The sequence below is a fragment of the Streptomyces sp. CNQ329 genome, from assembly GCF_000482585.1.
This window is the reverse complement of sequence record NZ_AXVU01000004.1, coordinates 269,904-288,340: the sequence shown is the minus strand read 5'-3', so window position 1 is coordinate 288,340 and position 18,437 is coordinate 269,904. Positions and strand designations below refer to the sequence as shown.

The 18,437-nt window shown below is 72.9% G+C and carries 15 protein-coding genes; 5 read left to right on the top strand and 10 right to left on the bottom strand.

Features of this window, described 5'->3' with window-relative positions; all coding sequences use genetic code 11:
* Nucleotides 1-75: 75 nt before the first annotated feature.
* From I003_RS31420 to I003_RS0103715, 7 genes are all read right to left on the bottom strand, one after another.
* Nucleotides 76-2,469 (bottom strand): GNAT family N-acetyltransferase, encoded by a 2,394-nt coding sequence (locus tag I003_RS31420; RefSeq protein ID WP_486584074.1) that lies wholly within the window; start codon nt 2,467-2,469, stop codon nt 76-78.
* Nucleotides 2,466-3,794: a lysine N(6)-hydroxylase/L-ornithine N(5)-oxygenase family protein gene (locus tag I003_RS0103740; protein WP_027770272.1), complete on the bottom strand. Its 1,329-nt coding sequence runs from the start codon at nt 3,792-3,794 to the stop codon at nt 2,466-2,468. The genes I003_RS31420 and I003_RS0103740 overlap by 4 nt, the downstream gene beginning before the upstream one ends.
* A complete protein-coding gene (locus I003_RS0103735; protein WP_027770271.1) occupies nt 3,733-5,265 on the bottom strand; it encodes a pyridoxal phosphate-dependent decarboxylase family protein in 1,533 nt (510 codons plus the stop codon). Before I003_RS0103735 ends, I003_RS0103740 begins: the two co-directional genes overlap by 62 nt.
* 308 nt (nt 5,266-5,573) lie before the next feature.
* Nucleotides 5,574-6,752, bottom strand: a complete 1,179-nt coding sequence (locus I003_RS0103730; protein WP_027770270.1) for an acyl-CoA dehydrogenase family protein — start codon at nt 6,750-6,752, stop codon at nt 5,574-5,576.
* A gap of 5 nt (nt 6,753-6,757) precedes the next feature.
* Nucleotides 6,758-7,702 carry a hydroxymethylglutaryl-CoA lyase gene (locus I003_RS0103725; protein WP_027770269.1) on the bottom strand — a complete coding sequence of 315 codons (945 nt, stop codon included), beginning with the start codon at nt 7,700-7,702 and terminating at the stop codon, nt 6,758-6,760.
* Entirely contained in the window at nt 7,699-9,765 is a 2,067-nt protein-coding gene (locus I003_RS0103720) for an ATP-binding protein (RefSeq protein WP_027770268.1), read from the bottom strand. Before I003_RS0103720 ends, I003_RS0103725 begins: the two co-directional genes overlap by 4 nt.
* A gap of 14 nt (nt 9,766-9,779) precedes the next feature.
* The gene (locus tag I003_RS0103715) at nt 9,780-11,420 is read right to left on the bottom strand and encodes a carboxyl transferase domain-containing protein (protein WP_027770267.1); all 1,641 of its coding nucleotides are present in this window, start codon (nt 11,418-11,420) and stop codon (nt 9,780-9,782) included.
* Between the two features lie 121 nt (nt 11,421-11,541).
* Here I003_RS0103715 and I003_RS0103710 point away from each other — a divergent pair, with 121 nt between their 5' ends.
* From I003_RS0103710 to I003_RS0103700, 3 genes are all read left to right on the top strand, one after another.
* A complete protein-coding gene (locus tag I003_RS0103710; RefSeq protein ID WP_027770266.1) occupies nt 11,542-12,144 on the top strand; it encodes an SACE_7040 family transcriptional regulator in 603 nt (200 codons plus the stop codon).
* Between the two features lie 108 nt (nt 12,145-12,252).
* Nucleotides 12,253-13,410: an acyl-CoA dehydrogenase family protein gene (locus I003_RS0103705; RefSeq protein ID WP_027770265.1), complete on the top strand. Its 1,158-nt coding sequence runs from the start codon at nt 12,253-12,255 to the stop codon at nt 13,408-13,410.
* Between the two features lie 27 nt (nt 13,411-13,437).
* The gene (locus I003_RS0103700; protein ID WP_027770264.1) at nt 13,438-14,328 is read left to right on the top strand and encodes an acyl-CoA thioesterase; all 891 of its coding nucleotides are present in this window, start codon (nt 13,438-13,440) and stop codon (nt 14,326-14,328) included.
* Between the two features lie 48 nt (nt 14,329-14,376).
* On the opposite strand, the gene I003_RS0103695 is transcribed toward I003_RS0103700, so the two are convergent.
* On the bottom strand, nt 14,377-15,198 hold the full coding sequence (locus tag I003_RS0103695) for a phosphatase (protein WP_027770263.1): 822 nt from the start codon (nt 15,196-15,198) through the stop codon (nt 14,377-14,379).
* 90 nt (nt 15,199-15,288) lie between these two features.
* On the opposite strand from I003_RS0103695, the gene speB reads away from it, so the two are divergent.
* Nucleotides 15,289-16,260, top strand: coding sequence for an agmatinase (speB, locus tag I003_RS0103690; RefSeq protein ID WP_027770262.1), 972 nt, complete (start codon nt 15,289-15,291; stop codon nt 16,258-16,260).
* 54 nt (nt 16,261-16,314) lie between these two features.
* Here speB and I003_RS0103685 read toward each other — a convergent pair whose 3' ends face one another.
* A complete protein-coding gene (locus I003_RS0103685; protein WP_027770261.1) occupies nt 16,315-17,217 on the bottom strand; it encodes a Scr1 family TA system antitoxin-like transcriptional regulator in 903 nt (300 codons plus the stop codon).
* Between the two features lie 84 nt (nt 17,218-17,301).
* Nucleotides 17,302-17,562, bottom strand: a complete 261-nt coding sequence (locus tag I003_RS0103680; protein WP_027770260.1) for a DUF397 domain-containing protein — start codon at nt 17,560-17,562, stop codon at nt 17,302-17,304.
* 150 nt (nt 17,563-17,712) lie between these two features.
* Between I003_RS0103680 and I003_RS0103675 the strand changes: the two genes are divergently transcribed.
* A complete protein-coding gene (locus I003_RS0103675; RefSeq protein WP_486584073.1) occupies nt 17,713-18,261 on the top strand; it encodes an ATP-binding protein in 549 nt (182 codons plus the stop codon).
* Nucleotides 18,262-18,437 lie beyond the last annotated feature (176 nt).

The window sequence follows — 18,437 nt, the reverse complement described above, 5'->3', positions numbered from 1 at the left end:
CCGCGCCGTCGCCGTCGAGGAGGCCGAGGCCGGGGGCGGCGCGGCGGGGCCGCGCCGCGTTGTCGGTGGGGCGGCCTACCCTGGGGCGGGTGTGCGGGGAGTGGGGGCCCCGGGAGCGTTCGGGGAGTCGGGGGCGCTTGCGGCGTTCGGGGCCGGGGGAGCGTGGGGGGCCAGCGGGTTGCGCAGTCTGCCCACCAACTGGAGGGCCGCCGACGGGTCCGTCAGGTCGACCATCTGCCGGTTGTTCCGCAACTGGAGCCTGTTGAGGCACGACAGCGCGAACTCCGGCGCGAACAGGTCGTGCCGCTCGAACCTCTCCGCGAGGTGCGGCACCGAGTCCCGGTAGTCCCGCGCGCACTCCGCGACCGTCCGCCAGAAGTCCTCCTCGCCCAGCACCCCTGCCTCGTCCAGCAGCGGCGCGAGGAAGCGGAAGAAGCAGTCGAAGACGTCCGTGAAGACCGACAGCAGTTGCATGTCGTCGGGGACCTCGGCCCGGATGCGCTCCGCCGCGGGCGGCAGCGGCAGGTCCGGGTCCATGACCACGACCTCCTCCGCGATGTCCTTGAACAGTGCCCGCTGCACCGTCCCCGCCTCGTCCAGCACGAGGATGACGTTCTCGCCGTGCGGCATGAACGCCAGCCCGTACGCGTAGAAGGTGTGCAGCAGCGGCGTCAGATACGCGTCGAGGTAGCGGCGCAGCCACACCTCCGGGGCCAGCCGCGACCCCTCGATCAGCGCCGCCGCCAGCGGCCGGCCGGCGCGGTCGGTGTGCAGCAGCGCCGCCATCGTCGCGAGCCGCTGGCCCTCGGCGAGTCGCGGCACCGGGCTCTCCCGCCACAGCGCGGCGAGCATCTTGCGGTACGGCGACCCGGGGGCGGTGGCGGCCTCGTACGCCTCGTGGCGGTAGCCGACCGCGGCCACTTCGCGCAGGATCTCCAGGCCCGTGCCGCGCAGCACCTCGTCCTGCCCGACGAGCCCGGCGACCCAGTCGTTGATCGCCGGTGTGGCCTCCATGTACGCGGCCGACAGCCCGCGCATGAAGCCCATGTTGAGCACGGACAGCGCGGTCTTGACGTAGTGCCTGCCGGGCGCGGAGGTGTTGAAGAAGGTACGTATCGACTGCTGCGGCTGGTACGCGTCCGCGCTCTCGCCGAGGTACACCAGCCGGCGCGTGGCGACTTCGCCCGCGAAGGTGACGGAGAGCTTGTGCTCCCACTGCCAGGGGTGCGCGGGCATGAGCAGATAGTCGTCCGGGTCCAGGTCCAGCGCGCGCAGCCGGGCCGCGAAGCCGTCGAGCGTGCCCTGCCCCAGCTCGGCGCGGAGCAGCGTGTCGTAGTCGAGGTGGGCGGCGCACGTGAAGGTCGCCCGGTCGCGGTGGGCGGCGAGCCAGACCAGGCGGGTGCGGGCGCCGGTCTCGGGGGCGTACGCGCGGTAGTCCGCCGCGCCCAGCCCCAGGCGGCCGTTGTTGGCGACGAAGCAGGGGTGGCCCTCGGTCATCCCCGCCTCGATCCGCTGGAAGTCCGCGGTCGCCAGGTCGGGGTCCTCCGGGCCGGTGAGTTTGTACGCGGTGCTCGCCAGCGTGGAGGTGATCTCCTCCAGGTACACGGGCAGCACCTCGGCGCTCAGCCCCAGCGGCTCGCGGAGTTCGGCGAAGAACCGCAGCGCGTCGAGCGCCGAGCCCCCGGGCGGGTCGCCGGGAGCGTGGCGGGTGACCGTGCGCGGGTCGACGCGCCAGTGGTCCAGGGCGTAGCGCCGGGCCTCGAAGCGGTACTCGGCGTCCCCGGCCCGCAGCGCGTACGCGCCGGCCCCCCGCGGCTCGGGCGTCAGCAGCCGCTCGTGGGTGAACTCCCCGATGGCCTTGGCCAGCAGCCGGCGGGTCGCCTCCGCCCAGTGGCCGGGGGTGAGGTGCCCGGTGGCGCCGGAGGGCCCCGCCGCCCGCGAGGCGGCGAACTGTTCGCGGGTGCAGAAGCTGAGCAGCGCCTCCTTGCCGGGCTTCCCCGGCTCGCCCGGCAGGCGTACGCGGCGCGCCACCCGGAAGCCGACGGCCTCGTTGAGGGCGTGCACGGCGGTATTGCGCGCGTCGGGCTCGACCACGACCCGGCGCACCGCCGGGTCGGCGAAGAGCCACTCCATCACCGCCGTGATCACCGCCCGGGTGAAGCCGTGCACGGGGGTGTCGGCCGGCGCGGTGAGGAAGTGCATCCCGACGTCGCCGTCTTCGGCGTCGTAGACGCCGGTCAGCTCGCGGTGTGCCGGGTCGTAGCGCTCGGCGAGGAAGGCGGGGGTGCCGTCGGCGAGACCGAGGAAGGCGTCGTGGTGCGGGTCGGCGGCGATCCGCGCGTACTCCTTCTCGACCTCCTCCGGCGTGCAGCCCTGCATCAGCCAGAACGCGGCCTTCGGGTGGGTGACCCAGGTGTGCAGCAGCGGCGCGTCCCGGACCGGGTCCAGGGGGCGCAGGGTGAGCTTCATCGGACCGGCGCTCCGAACTCCTGGAAGGCGATGGACTTCTCGATCGGGTAGACCTCGCGGCCGGTCATCTCCCGGATGATGCAGGAGTTGCGGTACGCGGCCATGCCGAGGTCGGGGGCGGCGAAGCCGTGGGTGTGCAGCTCGGCGTTCTGGACGAAGACCTCGCGGCCCGCGTGGTCGACGGTGTAGTTGCGGGCGACGGCGAAGCGCCCCCGCTCGTCGCGCGCGAGGCGGTCGGCGATGCCGGCGAGGAAGGGCGGCTCGGCGTAGCGGTAGCCGGTGGCCAGCACCAGCCCCTGGGTGGCCAGGTCGAAGTCCCGGTCCTGCTCCTCGTGGCGCAGGCCCAGGGTGTACGTGCCGTCCGCGTACCCGGCGGAGACCAGGGCGGTGTTGGTGAGCAGCCGGGTCGGCACCGGGCCGCGCCGCGACTTGACGTACAGCAGGTCGAAGATGGCGTCGATCAGCTCGGTGTCGATGCCCTTGTAGAGGCTTTTCTGCGCGGCGCCCAGCCGGTCGCGGACGGGCGCGGGCAGCGCGTGGAAGTAGTCGACGTACTCGGGCGAGGTCATCTCCAGCGTCAGCTTGGTGTACTCCAGCGGGAAGAACCGCGGCGAGCGGGTCACCCAGGTGAGGTGGTAGCCGTCGGGGGTCAGGTCCTGGAGCAGGTCGTAGTAGACCTCGGCGGCGCTCTGCCCGCTGCCGACGATCGTGACCGACTCCTTGGCGCGCAGCCGGTCGCGGTTCTCCAGATAGCGGCTGTTGTGGAGGAGGTCGCCGCCGAGGTCCCGGCAGGGCTCGGGTATGTACGGCGGCGTGCCGGTGCCCAGTACCAGCCGGCGCCCGCGGTAGGTGCCTCGCGGGGTGCGGACGACGTACGTGCCGTCCGCCGCGTCCCGGTCGACCGCGGTGACCTCCTCGCCGAAGCGGACGCCGGGGAGCTGGGCGGCGGCCCAGCGGCAGTAGTCGTTGAACTCCTCGCGCAGCGGATAGAAGCTCTCGCGGATGTAGAAGGAGTACAGCCGCCCGGTCTCCTTCAGGTAGTTCAGGAAGGAGTACGGGGACGTGGGGTCGGCCAGTGTGACCAGGTCCGACATGAAGGGCGTCTGGAGGGTGCTGCCTTCGATGAACATCCCCGAGTGCCAGTCGAAGTCGGGCTTGCGCTCCAGGAAGACGCCGTCGAGGCCGTCGACCGGTTCGGTCAGGCAGGCCAGGCCCAGGTTGAAGGGGCCGAGGCCGATCGCGACGAAGTCGTGGACGCGGCGCTCAGCAGGCGGGGACTGCCGGGGTTCCGGGGACCGCGGGTGCTTCGGGGACGTCGGGGACAAGAGATTCTCCGGTGTGGTCGGCGGCGTACGCGGCGATGAGGTCGAGGACGGCGGTGAGATCCCCGGTCGTGGTCTCGGGGTTGAGCAGGGTGAACTTCAGGTGGTGCCGGCCGTCGACCTTGGTGCCCGCGACCATCGCGGCGCCGGAGGCGGCCAGGCGCTCGCGGGCGCGGAGGTTGGCGGCGTCGACGAGGGCCGGGTCGGCATCGGCCGGGCCGTCCGGGACGTGGCGGAAGACCAGCGTCGAGAGCTGCGGCCGGACGACGACCTCGAAGCGGGGGTCCTCGTCCAGCAGCCGCCACCCGGCCTCCGCGAGGTCGCAGACCTCGTCGAAGAGCGCGCCGACGCCGTCGGCGCCCATGACGCGCAGGGTCAGCCACAGCTTGAGCGCGTCGAACCTGCGGGTGGTCTGGAGGGACTTGTCGACCTGGTTGGGGATCTGCTCGGCGGCCATGCGCTCGGGGTTGAGGTAGTCGGCGTGGTACGTCGCGTGCCGCAGTGTCGCCCGGTCCCGTACCAGCACCGCCGACGAGCTGACCGGCTGGAAGAAGGACTTGTGGAAGTCGACGGTGACCGAGTCGGCGCGTTCGATGCCGGCGAGCAGGTGCCGGCGGCGCCCCGAGACCAGCAGCCCGCAGCCGTACGCCGCGTCGACGTGCAGCCATACGCCGTACCCGGCGCACACCCCGGCGATCTTCGGCAGCGGGTCGACGCTGCCGAAGTCGGTGGTGCCGGCGGTGGCGACGACGGCCATGGGGACGAGGCCGTCGCGCTGCAGGTGCGCGAGCGCCGCGGCCAGCGCGGCGGGCCGCATCCGGCGCTCCGCGTCACACGGCACCTCCACGACGGCCTCCTCGCCGAGGCCGAGCAGCGCGGCGGCCTTGCGGACGCTGAAGTGGCCGTGCGCGGAGGCGAGGATGCGCAGCCGGGGCAGGATCTCGGCGGTGCGCAGACCGGCACCGTGCTGCTTGCGCACGCCGTCGCACGCCTCCTCGCGGGCGAGCAGCAGCGCGTGCAGGTTGGACTGGGTGCCGCCGGAGGTGAAGACGCCGTCCGCGGCCGGGCCGAGGCCGGCGCGGGCCGCGGCCCAGTCGACGAGGCGGCGCTCGATGAGGGTGGCGCCGGCGGACTGGTCCCAGGTGTCCAGGGAGGAGTTGACGGCGGAGAGCACCGCCTCACCGAGCACCGCGGGGATGACGACGGGGCAGTTGAGGTGGGCGAGGTAGCGCGGGTGGTGGAAGTAGACGGCGTCGCGCAGATAGAGCCGGTCCAGCTCGGCCAGTGCGGCACCGGCGTCGCCGAGGGGGAGGTCGAGGTCGACGGCGTCGACGACCGGGGCGAGGGCGGAGGGTGCGATGCCCGTGAACGGGCGGTCTGCATGGGCCAGTCGGGCCGCGATGTGCTCGACGCCTGCGGTGACCGTACGGCGGTAGGCGCCGGCGGTGCGGTCGTTGAGCAGGTGGGACCTCATGGATGCTGTCCTCACGACGGGGGCCAAGAACTTAGGGAAGCCTAACCTAAGTAATTGGTCCTAGGACCCCCGCCCCCGTCGTTTCGGCCAGACTCGCCGGCTCACCCCGCCGCGTCCGGGTCGCCGGCGGCGGCCTTCCCGCGGAACCGCGGCCCTTGGGTGCGGGTGCGGGTGCGGGGTCGCGTCCCGCGCGCGGAAAGGCGCGCGTCGCGGATGAGGTTAACCTAACCTAACTCTCCCGTGCAGGCGCTGGAAGCAGGAGCCCTCACCTCTGCCCCCGGTACGTGGCCTTCGCCGCCCGGCCCGGCTCAGGCCGCGGGCGGCAGCCCCATCTCGCGGGCGATCAGCATGCGCTGCACCTCGCTGGTGCCCTCGCCGATCTCCAGGATCTTGGAGTCCCGCCACATCCGCGCCACCGGGTACTCGTTCATGAACCCGTACCCGCCGTGGATCTGCGTCGCCTCCCGCGCGTTGTCCACCGCCACCGTCGAGGTGTGCAGCTTCGCCAGCGCCGCCTCCTTCTTGAACGGCTCGCCGTGCACCAGCCGGGACGCCGCGTCCCGCCACGAGAGCCGGGCGGTGTGGGCGCGCAGCTCCATGTCGGCCAGCTTGAACTGGATGGCCTGGTTGGTGCCGATGGGCCGGCCGAAGGCGTGGCGCTGCTGCGCGTACGCCAGCGACTCGTCGACGCAGCCCTGCGCCAGGCCGGTGGCGAGCGCGGCGATCGCGATGCGGCCCTCGTCCAGGATGCGCAGGAACTGGGCGTAGCCGCGACCGCGTGCGCCCAGGAGGTTCGCGGCCGGGACGCGGACGTCGGAGAAGGACAGTTCGCGGGTGTCGGAGGCGTTCCAGCCGACCTTGGAGTACGGGGCGGCGACCGTGAAGCCCGGGGTGCCCGACGGGACGATGATCGAGGAGATCTCCGGCTTGCCCGACTCGCTCCTGCCGGTGACGGCGGTGACCGTGACCAGGCCGGTGATGTCCGTGCCGGAGTTGGTGATGAAGCACTTCGTCCCGTTGATCACCCACTCGCCGGCGGCCTCGTCGAGGTGCGCCGTGGTGCGCGTACCGCCCGCGTCCGAGCCGCACTCCGGTTCCGTCAGGCCGAACGCGCCCAGCATCTCGCCGGAGCACAGCTTCGGCAGCCAGGTGCGCTTCTGCTCCTCCGTGCCGAAGTGGTAGAGGGGCATCGCGCCCAGCGAGCAGGCGGCCTCCAGGGTGATCGCCACCGAGGAGTCGACGCGCGCCAGCTCCTCCAGCGCGATCCCGAGCGCCAGATAGTCGCCGCCCATGCCGCCGTACTCCTCCGGGAACGGCAGGCCGAACAGGCCCATGCGGCCCATCTCGCGCACGATGTCGTACGGGAACTCGTGCCGCTCGTAGTAGTCGCCGATCTTCGGGGCCACCACGTCGTGCGCGAACTCCTCGACCGTGCGGCGGAGCTGTTCCAGCTCGGGGGAGAGGCGGTGGTCGAGACTGGGCGTCATCGGGGTCACTCCTTGTGGGAGAGGGCGGTCACGGTGCGCGACGGGCTCGGGCGGCCGAGGCGGCCGGCCATCCAGACGCTGGTGGCGACGAGTGCGTCGAGGTCGACGCCGGTCTCGATGCCGAGCCCCTGCAGCATCCACACGAGGTCTTCGGTGGCGAGGTTGCCGGTCGCGCTCCCGGCGAACGGGCAGCCGCCGAGACCGCCGGCGGAGGCGTCGACGGTGGTGACGCCGTGCTGCAGTGCGGCGAGGGTGTTGGCCAGGGCCTGGCCGTAGGTGTCGTGGAAGTGGACGCCGAGCAGTCCGGCCCCGAGGCCCTCCGCGGCGAGGGCGTCGAGCAGCGCGGAGACGTGACCGGGGGTGGCGACGCCGATGGTGTCGCCGAGGCTCAGCTCGTCGCAGCCCATGTCGGCGAGCGCGCGTGCGGTGCGTACCACCTGGCCGAGGGGGACCCGGCCCTCCCAGGGGTCGCCGAAGCACATCGACAGATAGCCGCGCACGTGCAGGCCGTCCCGCTTGGCCCGGGCGACGACCGGGGCGAACATCGCGAGGGCCTCGTCGACGGTGCGGTTGAGGTTGCGGCGGGCGAAGGTCTCGGTGGCGCTGGCGACGACGGCGACGCGGCGCGCACCGTGGGCGGTGGCGCGCTCCAGGCCCCGCATGTTGGGTACGAGGACGGGGAGCCGGACCTCGCCGTGCAGGTCGGCGACGCGCAGACAGACCTCGCCGGCGTCGGCGAGCTGGGGGACCCACTCGGGGTGCACGAAGCTGGTCGCCTCCACGGTGGTGAGTCCGGCGGCGGCGAGGCGGTGCACGAACTCGGCCTTGACGTCGGTGGGGACGATGACCTTCTCGTTCTGCAGCCCGTCGCGGGGCCCGACTTCGTGGATGCGGACCCGTTCGGGCAGCCCGGCGGCGGGCACCTGCATGGGGAGGGGGGAGTGGGTCATCGCGGGTCGTCCTGTCCTTCGCCCTCCGCGTCGTCCGGTACGACGACGGCGAGCACCTGGTCCATGGCTACGGTCCCCCCGGGGACGACGTCGAGCGCGGCGACGGTGCCGGCGTGCGGGGCGGCGATGACGTGCTCCATCTTCATCGCCTCGACGACGAGCAGACTCTGCCCGGCGGCGACCCGGTCGCCCACGGCGGCCTTGACGACCGTCACGGTGCCGGGCATGGGCGCGGTCAGCGCGTCGGCCCCGGCGGCGAGGGCACCGCCGCGCAGGGCGGCCTCGACGGGATCGTGGGCGAGGAGGTGCCAGACGTCGCCGTCGCGCCCGAGCCAGACCCCGTCGGGGGTGGCGGCACAGGTGAAGTGGTGGGTGACGCCGTCGAGTTCGAGGGTGACGGTGCCGCTGTCGCTCTGCCGGAGGCGTGCCCGTACGGGCAGGGCGCCGCCCCCGGTCCGTACCTCCGCCGCCGAGGTCAGCCCCCGGACCCGTACCTCCACCGGGTCCCGGCCCGCCGCGCGGAACGACCGCACCGTCCACGCCGGGGGCCCGCCCGCGCGCCAGCCCGACGGCTCCGCGAAGGGGTCCGTCCAGCCCGCCGGGCCCGCCGGCCGCCGGGCCGACGACTCCAGCGCCGCCTGCGCCAGCAGCCCCGCCGCCGCGTACGCCTCCGGCGGTATCGGGGCCGCCGCCAGACCGGCGGCGTCGCGGTCCACCAGGCCCGTGTCCAGATCGCCCGACGCCACCGCCGGGTGCGCCAGCAGCCGGCGCAGGAAGCCCGTGTTCGTGTCCAGGCCCAGCACCACGGTGTCCGCCAGCGCCGCCCGCAGCCGGCGCAGTGCCGCGGCGCGGTCCGGGCCCCAGGCGACGACCTTGGCCAGCATCGGGTCGTACGCCGTACCGACCTGCGTGCCCTCCGACAGACCCGAGTCGACCCGCACCCCCGGCCCCGACGGCTCGCGCAGCAGCCGCACCCGGCCCGCCGACGGCAGGAAGTCCACCCGCTCGCCGCCGTCGGCCACCCGCGCCGTCTCCGCGCAGATGCGCGCCTCCACCGCGTGCCCCTTCAGCGGCACCTCCCCGGAGGCGAACGCCAGTTGCTCCCCGGCGGCCACCCGAAGCTGCCACTCCACCAGGTCGAGCCCCGTGACCAGCTCCGTGACCGGGTGCTCGACCTGGAGGCGGGTGTTCATCTCCATGAAGTAGTACGCGACCGGGCCCCCGCCCCCGCCCGGCACGATGAACTCCACCGTCCCCGCGCCCGCGTACCCGCACGACCGCGCCGCCTCCACCGCCGCGGCGCCCATGGCCGCACGCGTCGCCTCGTCCAGCAGCGGCGAGGGCGCCTCCTCGACGATCTTCTGGTGCCGGCGCTGAAGCGAGCACTCCCGCTCCCCGAGGTGCACCACGTTCCCGTGGCCGTCCGCCAGCACCTGGATCTCGATGTGCCGCGGGCGGTCGATCCACCGCTCCACCAGCAGCGTGTCGTCGCCGAACGAGCCCTGTGCCTCGCGCCGCGCGCCCGCGATCGCGTCCGCCAGCGCGCCCTCGTCCCGTACGAGCCGCATGCCCTTGCCGCCGCCGCCCGCCGAGGGCTTCAGCAGCACCGGCATGCCGATCTCCCGTGCCGCCGCGGCCAGTTCACCGTCCGACAGACCGCTGCCCGACGAGCCCGGCACGACCGGCACACCGGCCGCCCGCACCGTCTCCTTCGCGCGGATCTTGTCACCCATCAGCTCGATCGCCCCGGCGGGCGGGCCGGCGAAGACGAGCCCCGCCGCCACGCACGCCCGCGCGAACTCGGCGTTCTCGGCGAGGAAGCCGTACCCCGGGTGCACCGCCTGCGCGCCCGTCTCGCCGGCCGCGCGCAGCAGCTCGTCGATCGACAGGTAGTTCTCGATCCGCACGGCGGTGCCCCCGGCCGCGGCGGCTTCGCGCACGTGCCGCCCGTCCGCGTCCGCGTCGGTGAACACCGCCGCGGGGCGGATGCCGAGCGCGCGCAGAGTACGGATGACCCGTACCGCGATCTCACCCCTGTTGGCCAGCAGAACGGTCTCGAACATCGCCACCCTCCCCCTCACATCCGGAAGACGCCGAAGCCCTGCGCCGCGCCGTCCCGGGCGGGCAGCGGCGCGTGGGCGCAGGCGGTCAGCGCCAGCCCGAGCACCCGGCGGGTGTCCAGCGGGTCGATGACGCCGTCGTCCCACAGGCGGGCGGTCGCATAGTAGGCGTTGCCCTGCGTCTCGTACTGCTCGCGGACGGGTGCCTTGAAGGCCGCCTCCTCCTCCGCCGGCCACTCCTCGCCGCGCGCCTCCACCTGGTCGCGCTTGACGGTCGCGAGGACGGACGCGGCCTGCTCGCCGCCCATGACGGAGATCTTCGCGTTGGGCCACATCCACAGGAAGCGGGGGGAGTACGCCCGGCCGCACATCGAGTAGTTCCCGGCCCCGTACGAGCCGCCGATGACGACGGTCAGCTTCGGCACCCGCGTGCAGGCCACGGCGGTCACCATCTTCGCGCCGTGCTTGGCGATGCCGCCCGCCTCGTAGCTGCGTCCGACCATGAAGCCGGAGATGTTCTGCAGGAAGAGCAGCGGGATGCCGCGCTGGTCGCACAGCTCGATGAAGTGGGCGCCCTTCTGGGCGGACTCGGAGAACAGGATGCCGTTGTTGGCGACGATGCCGACGGCGTGACCGTGGATGCGGGCGAAGCCGGTGACGAGCGTCGTGCCGTACTCGGCCTTGAACTCCTGGAAGCGCGAGCCGTCGACCACCCGCGCGATGACCTCGCGCACGTCGTACGGCGTCCGTGAGTCGACGGGCACGACGCCGTAGAGGCCGGCCGGGTCGTACGTGGGTTCCACGGCGGCGCGTACGGACCAGGGGGGCGGGCCGGGCTCGGGGAGGGTGTCGACGATGCCGCGAACGATGCGCAGCGCGTGCGGGTCGTCCTCGGCGAGGTGGTCGGTGACGCCGGAGGTGCGCGCGTGCACCTCGCCGCCGCCCAGCTCCTCGGCGGTGACGACCTCGCCGGTGGCGGCCTTCACCAGGGGCGGGCCGCCGAGGAAGATCGTGCCCTGGCCGCGGACGATCACGGCCTCGTCGCTCATCGCCGGGACGTACGCGCCGCCGGCGGTGCAGGAGCCGAGGACGGCGGCGATCTGCGGGATCCCGGCGCCGGACATGCGGGCCTGGTTGTAGAAGATCCGGCCGAAGTGCTCCCTGTCGGGGAAGACCTCGTCCTGCATGGGCAGGAAGGCACCGCCGGAGTCGACGAGGTAGACGCAGGGCAGCCGGTTCTCCAGCGCGATCTCCTGCGCGCGCAGGTGCTTCTTGACGGTCATCGGGTAGTACGTGCCGCCCTTGACGGTGGCGTCGTTGGCGATGACCACGCAGGCCCGGCCGCTGACCCGGCCGATGCCGGCGATGACGCCGGCGGCCGGCGCCCCGCCGCCGTACATCCCGTCGGCGGCGAGCGGCGCCACCTCCAGGAACGGCGAACCGGGATCGAGCAGGCCGTCGACGCGGTCGCGGGGAAGCAGCTTGCCGCGGGCGGTGTGCCGGGCGCGGGCCTTCTCGCCGCCGCCGGCGCGGGCGGCGGCGAGCTTGTCGTGCAGCTCGGCGGCGAGCGCGCGGTGGGCCGCCTCGTTGGCCCGCCAGGCGGCGCCTGCCGGGCCGGCGGGGTCCGCGGCGGTCGTCAGCACGGGTGCGTGGTCCACGGGGGCGGCGCCCTTCCTCGATGATCCGTTCGGCCGTCCTGGCCGACAAGCAGGTTAGCTGTCGTTAACGCCGTATGCCCAAGGTTAACGCTCACTAACCGGGCTGTCTACAATGGTCCTCATGAGCACCGAGGCGGCCCCCGCGCCCACCCGACGCGAGCAGATCCTGAAGGAGGCCGCGCGTCTCTTCGCGGACCGCGGCTTCCACGGGGTCGGCGTGGACGAGATAGGTGCGGCGGTCGGCATCAGCGGCCCCGGCCTCTACCGGCACTTCGCGGGCAAGGACGCCATGCTCGCGGAGCTGCTGGTCGGCATCAGCGAGCGGCTGCTGGCGGCGGGCCGCGCCCGGGCGGCGGTGCGCGGGCCGGGCCCGGACGCGCCGCTGGACGCGCTGATCAGCGGCCACATCGACTTCGCGCTGGACGACCGTCCGCTGATCACCCTGCACGACCGGGAGCTGGACCGGCTGCGCGACGAGGACCGCAAGCTGGTGCGCCAGTTGCAGCGGCAGTACGTCGAGCTGTGGGTCGACGTCGTCCGGGATGCCTACCCGGTGCTGACGGAGGGGGCGGCCCGTACCGCGGTCCACGCGGTCTTCGGCCTCCTCAACTCCACCCCCCACCTCGGCGCCCGCGGCACCCTCCCCGACCGCGCCGCCACCGCCGCCCTCCTCCACCGCCTCGCCCGCGGCGCCTTCGCGGCGGCGCCCCAGCCGGAGCTGTGACCCCCGCCGCAGGGGTGCGGCCTGGACAGCCGTGGTGACCCGCAGGTAACTTCGAGGCAAGCGCGCTGAGCAAGCGCTTAGTCGGAGTTCCCCCGGGAGGCGAGGACCATGCGGCGGACGGTGTTCAACGAGGACCACGAGGCGTTCCGCGAGACCATCCGGGACTTCATCGCCGCCGAGGTCGTGCCGTACTACCACGAGTGGATGGAAGCCGGCGCCGTCCCCCGCGAGCTCTACAAGAAGCTCGGTGAGCTGGGCGTCTTCGGGATCGAGGTGCCGGAGGAGTACGGCGGGGCAGGGGAGCGCAGCTTCAAGTTCAACGCCGTCATCAGCGAGGAGTGCGCCCGCGCCGGCGTCTCCTTCGGCGGCTCCTCCGTGCACACCGCCCTGTGCCTGCCCTATCTGCTCAAGTACGGCAGCGAGGAGCAGAAGCGCCGCTGGCTGCCCGCCTTCGTCTCCGGCGACATGATGACCGCCATCGCCATGACCGAGCCCGGCACCGGCTCCGACCTCGCCGGCATGAAGACCACCGCGAAGCTCTCCGACGACGGCACGCACTACGTCCTCAACGGCGCCAAGACCTTCATCACCGGCGGTGTCCAGGCCGACCGCGTCCTCGTCTGCGCGCGCACCGCCCCGCCGGCCCCCGAGGACCGCCGCGGCGGCATCTCCATCCTCGTCGTCGACACCTCCTCGGCCGGCTATGCCGTCGGGCGCAAGCTCGACAAGCTCGGGCTGAAGTCCTCCGACACCGCCGAGCTGAGCTTCACCGACGTCAAGGTGCCCGTCGACGACCTGCTCGGGGAGGAGGGCAAGGCGTTCACGTACCTCACCCACAACCTCCCGCAGGAGCGCCTCGGCATCGCCGTCGGCGCGTACGCCCAGGCCGCCGCGGCCGTGCGGTTCGCGGTGGAGTACGTCAAGGAGCGCACCGTCTTCGGCCGCACGGTGGCGGAGTTCCAGAACACCAAGTTCGTCCTCGCCGACTGCAAGGCCGAAGTCGGCGCCATGGAGGCGTACGTCGACCGCGCGCTGGACGCGCACGACGCGGGGGAGCTGAGCGTCGCCGACGCCGCCGCCGTCAAGCTCTTCTGCACCGAGCGCGCGGCCGTCGTCATCGACAAGTGCCTGCAACTGCACGGCGGCTACGGCTACATGAACGAGTACCCCATCTCCCGCCTCTACGCCGACACCCGCGTCACCCGCATCTACGGCGGCACCAGCGAGGTCATGCGCTCCATCGTCGCCAAGTCGATGGGCCTGTAGGGCCGCCGGCTCTGCGAGACTCGCCCCATGGACGACGCCGCGCTCACCGAACTGGTCGACCTGCTGGACCTGGAGCAGATCGAGCAGGACATCTACCGCGGCCACTCCCGCACCGCCGTCGTCCCGCGCGTCTTCGGCGGGCAGGTCGCCGCGCAGGCACTGGTCGCCGCCGGCCGCACCGTGCCCGCCGACCGGCCGCCGCACTCGCTGCACGCCTACTTCCTGCGCCCCGGGGACCCCGGCGCCCCCCTCGTCTACACCGTCGACCGCATCCGCGACGGCCGCTCCTTCACCACCCGCCGCGTCGTCGCCGTCCAGCACGGCCAGCCGGTCTTCCACCTCTCCGCGTCCTTCCAGCTCCACGAGGAGGGCCTGGAGCACCAGGTGCCCATGCCGCCCGCCCCCGATCCGGAGACGCTGCCCACCGCCGAGGAGGCGATGCCGCGCTACGCGGTCAACTTCCTCGATCCCGCCCTCGCCGGCCGGATGCTGGAGGCGCGCGCGGCGGTCGACCTGCGCTACGCCGCGCCGCCGCCGTGGGGCGGGGAGCCCGGGGTGCCGCGGGAGCCGCGCTCGCAGGTGTGGTTCCGTACGAACGGCAAGCTGACCGGCGCCGTCGACACCCCGCTGCTGCACGTCTGCCTCATGACGTACGTCTCGGACATGACCCTGCTCGACTCGGTGCTGCTCGCGCACGGCCGCGGCGGCTGGGCCGTCGGCGATGTCGTGGGCGCCAGCCTGGACCACGCGATGTGGTTCCACCGGCCGTTCCGGGCGGACGAGTGGCTGCTGTACGACCAGGAGTCGCCGACCTCGCAGGGCGGGCGGGGACTGAGCACGGGGCGGATCTTCACCCACGACGGGCGGCTGGCGGCATCGGTGATCCAGGAGGGCGTGATCCGCGTCCCGCGCGCCTGACCGGCGCACCGGGCCACGGCCCGGGGCCCGTGCTGCCCCCGCCCTCCGCTACGGCAGCTCCAGCCCCGCCGCCGCCAGCAGGTACGCCGTCATCAGCCGGTACGCCCCCGGGTCCGCGACATGGTCGTCCAGCGGCACCGCCACCGCGAGCGTGCCCTCGGCCTCGCCGAGGAAGAGCGCCGGGTCGTTGCAGTCCGCGTACCCCACCGCGTGCACGCCGCGCTGGGCCGCGCCGCCCGCCCAGCCGTGGTCGGCGACCACCAGGTCCGGCTGCGGCTCGCCGGCCCGCTCCAGCGCGTCGAGGATCTGCCGCACCGGCTGCGGCGCGTGGGTGTGCCACAGCGTCGCGCCCCGCTCCAGCACGGCCACGTCGCAGAACTGCTGCACGTTGCCGTACGAGCCGTCGTCGCCCTCGCCCGTCCGCAGTCCCGGCGGCACCGTGACGATGTCGCAGCCGGCCGCGCGCAGCGCCGCCGCCGTCGCGCTGTGCACCTCCAGCAGCCCGCCGGGGTGGCCGGTCGCCAGCAGCACCCGCTGCCGGCTCTCGGCGGCCTTGCGCAGCTCGGCCGCCATCCGGTCCAGGCCGTCGACGGTCAGTTCGGGGTCGATGCGGTCCTGGCCGTGGGTGTGCGCGGGATCGGCGACGACGCCGACGCGCTCGGCCATGACGGCCAGCACGTCGCGCTCGTCGGTCCAGCGGTCGCCGAGGTCGAGGCCGAGCCAGAAGCGCAGGTTGCCCTGGCTCAGCTCGCGGTAGTGGCGCAGGTTTCCCTCGCGGGGCGTGGCGACGTCGCCCGCGATACGGGTGCGTATGAGGTGGTCGACGAGGTCGGGGCGGCTGGGTGCGTCAGGCAGGGACATGAGGGCCATGGTGTCATTGTCACCCGGACACATGTGCGGGGACGCAGGTGTCCACTCTGTACAGCGACCACCGCGCTGCCCTGCGCCTATCGTCGAGGCATGAGTACCACCGGCACCCCTCGCGGCCCCGTCGACTCCTCCCGCGTCCCGCGCTACGCGGGCCCGGCCACCTTCGCCCGGCTGCCCCGCCTGGACGAGGTGGGGCGTACGGACGTCGCCGTCGTCGGCGTCCCCTTCGACAGCGGCGTCTCCTACCGCCCCGGCGCCCGCTTCGGCGGCAACGCGATCCGCGAGGCGTCGCGGCTGCTGCGCCCGTACAACCCGGCGCAGGACGCCGCGCCCTTCGCGCTGGCCCAGGTCGCGGACGCGGGCGATGTCGCGGTCAACCCGTTCGACATCGGCGAGGCGGTGGCGACCGTCGAGGGTGCCGCCGACGAGCTGCTGGCGACCGGCGCCCGGCTGATGACCCTCGGCGGCGATCACACCATCGCGCTGCCGCTGCTGCGTGCGGTCGCGCGCCGGCACGGGCCGGTCGCCCTGCTGCACTTCGACGCGCACCTGGACACCTGGGACACCTACTTCGGCGCCGCCTACACCCACGGCACGCCCTTCCGGCGCGCCGTGGAGGAGGGCGTGGTCGACACCGCGGCGCTCTCGCACGTCGGCATCCGGGGGCCGCTGTACGGGCGCAAGGACCTGGACGACGACGAGAAGATGGGCTTCGGCATCGTGACCTCGGCCGACGTGATGCGCCGGGGCGTGGACGAGGTCACCGACCAGTTGCGGCAGCGGATCGGGGACCGGCCGCTGTACGTCTCCGTCGACATCGACGTCCTGGACCCGGCGCACGCCCCGGGCACCGGCACTCCGGAGGCCGGCGGGCTCACCTCGCGCGAGCTGCTGGAGATCCTGCGCGGGCTGGCGGGCTGCCGGCTGGTCTCCGCGGACCTGGTGGAGGTGGCGCCGGCGTACGACCACGCGGAGATGACGTCGGTGGCGGCTTCGCACACGGCGTACGAGCTGACCACGCTCATGGCGCGGCAGATCGCCGGCGAGGGCGCGCCGGAGTGATCGCCCGGCGTCACGGTGGAGCCGGCGGGACCGGTGGAAAGGGGCGGGAGTCCGTCAGAACTCGTCGGCGAGCTGCTCCAGTATCCGCATGCTGCCCGCGTGGGTCTCGGCGGTGGCGCAGAGCCGGTCCATGACCAGCTTGTAGTTCTCCACCTCGTCCGGCTTGTCCAGGTAGAGCGCGCTGGTGAGCTGCTCCAGGTAGACGACGTCGGGCAGATCGGGCTCGGTGAAGCGCATGATGTGTATGGGCCCGCCGGCCGCCGCGAGGCCACCGATGTCGAAGGGGGCGATCTGGATGGTGATGTTCTTCCGGGTGCCCATCTCCAGCAGGTGTCTGACCTGGCCCCGCATGACGTCCGCCCCGCCGAGCGGACGGCGCAGCGCGGCCTCGTCGACGACGACCCACAGCTTCGGCGCGTCCGGCCGGTCCAGGACCTCCTGGCGGCGCAGCCGCACGTCGACCTTGCGCTGGATCTCCTGCTCGGGCGCGCCCGCGTTGGCCAGCAGGGTGACGGCGCGGGCGTAGTCCGCGGTCTGCAGCAGCCCGGGGACGAACTGGACCTGGTAGTTACGGATCAGCCCCGCGGCCTCTTCGAGGCCGAGCAGCGTCTCGAACCAGCCCGGCAGCACGTCGCCGTACTTCTGCCACCAGCCCGGGGAACTGGCGCGGCGGGCGAGGGCGAGGAACTCGGAGCGCTCCTGCTCGTCCGTGACGCCGTAGAGGGTGAGGAGGTCGGAGACGTCGCGCTCCTTGTAGCCCACCCGGCCGAGTTCCAGGCGGCTGATCTTCGCGTGGGACGCCCGGATCGCATCACCGGCTGCCTCACGGGAGACGCCGGCCGCCTCCCGGAGCCGACGCAGGTGTGTACCCAGCAGGATGCGAAGAACCGTGGGCCCTCCATGCTGCTGAGAGAGTGCCCTGCGTACCGATGAAGTCTGCTCCGGTGACGCTGACATCTGGCCTGACCCCTGTCCCGCGGTGTGTGAATCGACCGCTCAGTCTCTCATTGTGAAGGGTTCGGTGTACAGCTACTACGGAGTTCAACCAGGGCCTCTCGCGCTGCCGTTGACGATCAGATCGTCGAACTGGCCGTCCTTCGCGCCGAGCAGGAAGGCGGTGATCTCCGCCTGTGTGTAGATGAGGGCCGGTCCGCCCGGATCGCGTGAGTTGCGCATCGCGATGTCCCCGCCGGGGAGCCCGGCGACCTCCACGCATTCGCCGTTGGGATTGCTGAACCGGCTCTTCCGCCAGGTGATTCCGGCCAGTTGATCCGCCGGTACACCGTTCGTGACCTGCTGCATCCTGTCCCCTTCTGTGAGCGCGACACCAATGTACGTGCACCTGTTCTTGCGAATGAAATTGCATCCGTACTTGCAGCGGCAAGTGCACATCGATCACTATGGCATCGCAACCTGTTTCATCAACGTGCACGTGAGACTGGGGAGTTGGAGATGACCGCACCGGCTGAAGGGTGGGTGACCGCCTCCGAGTTCGCAGCGTGCACGCTCGAGGACGACCCCCGGTCGATATCCATCGCCCGCAACGTCGCCCGGGCCACGCTGCGCGGGTGGCTGCTGGAGGACCGCGTCGACGACGTCGCCTCCGTCGCCTCCGAACTGGTGGCCAACGCCCTGCGGCACGGTCTGGGCGAGCCGTCCTGGAGCCAGGCCCCCCACCCCGTCGTCCTCAGCCTGCTGCGCCGTGGCCCGGAGGTCGTGTGCGCGGTCTTCGATCCCGGGGCCGGCGTACCGCGGGTGTGCCGTGCCGACCCGTTCGCGGAGTCCGGCCGCGGGATGCAGATCGTGGAGTGCCTCAGTGACAGTTGGGGCTGGAGCGAACCGGGCCCCTACGGCAAGGCCGTCTGGGCCCGCTTCTCCGAGGGCGGCAGACCCGCGGCGCCGGGGGAGGAGCAGGGCGTCGAACAACCCCTCACCCGGCTCCTGGTACTCGTCGAGGTGCTCACCGGCAGCAGCCCGCCCCAGTTGCAGGCGGTCGCCTGACCTGCGCTCGGACGCCCGCGGACGGCCGCGGGCAACATTCCGTTCGTACCCGAGAAACAAAACCCGGCGCCCGTAGGTTGTCGATCCTGGACCAGGACGATCGACACTGAGGCGGAGGCGGCCGGTGGCGGAACCATCGGGGAAGATCCCTGCGGCACGGACCCCAGCGGACGAGA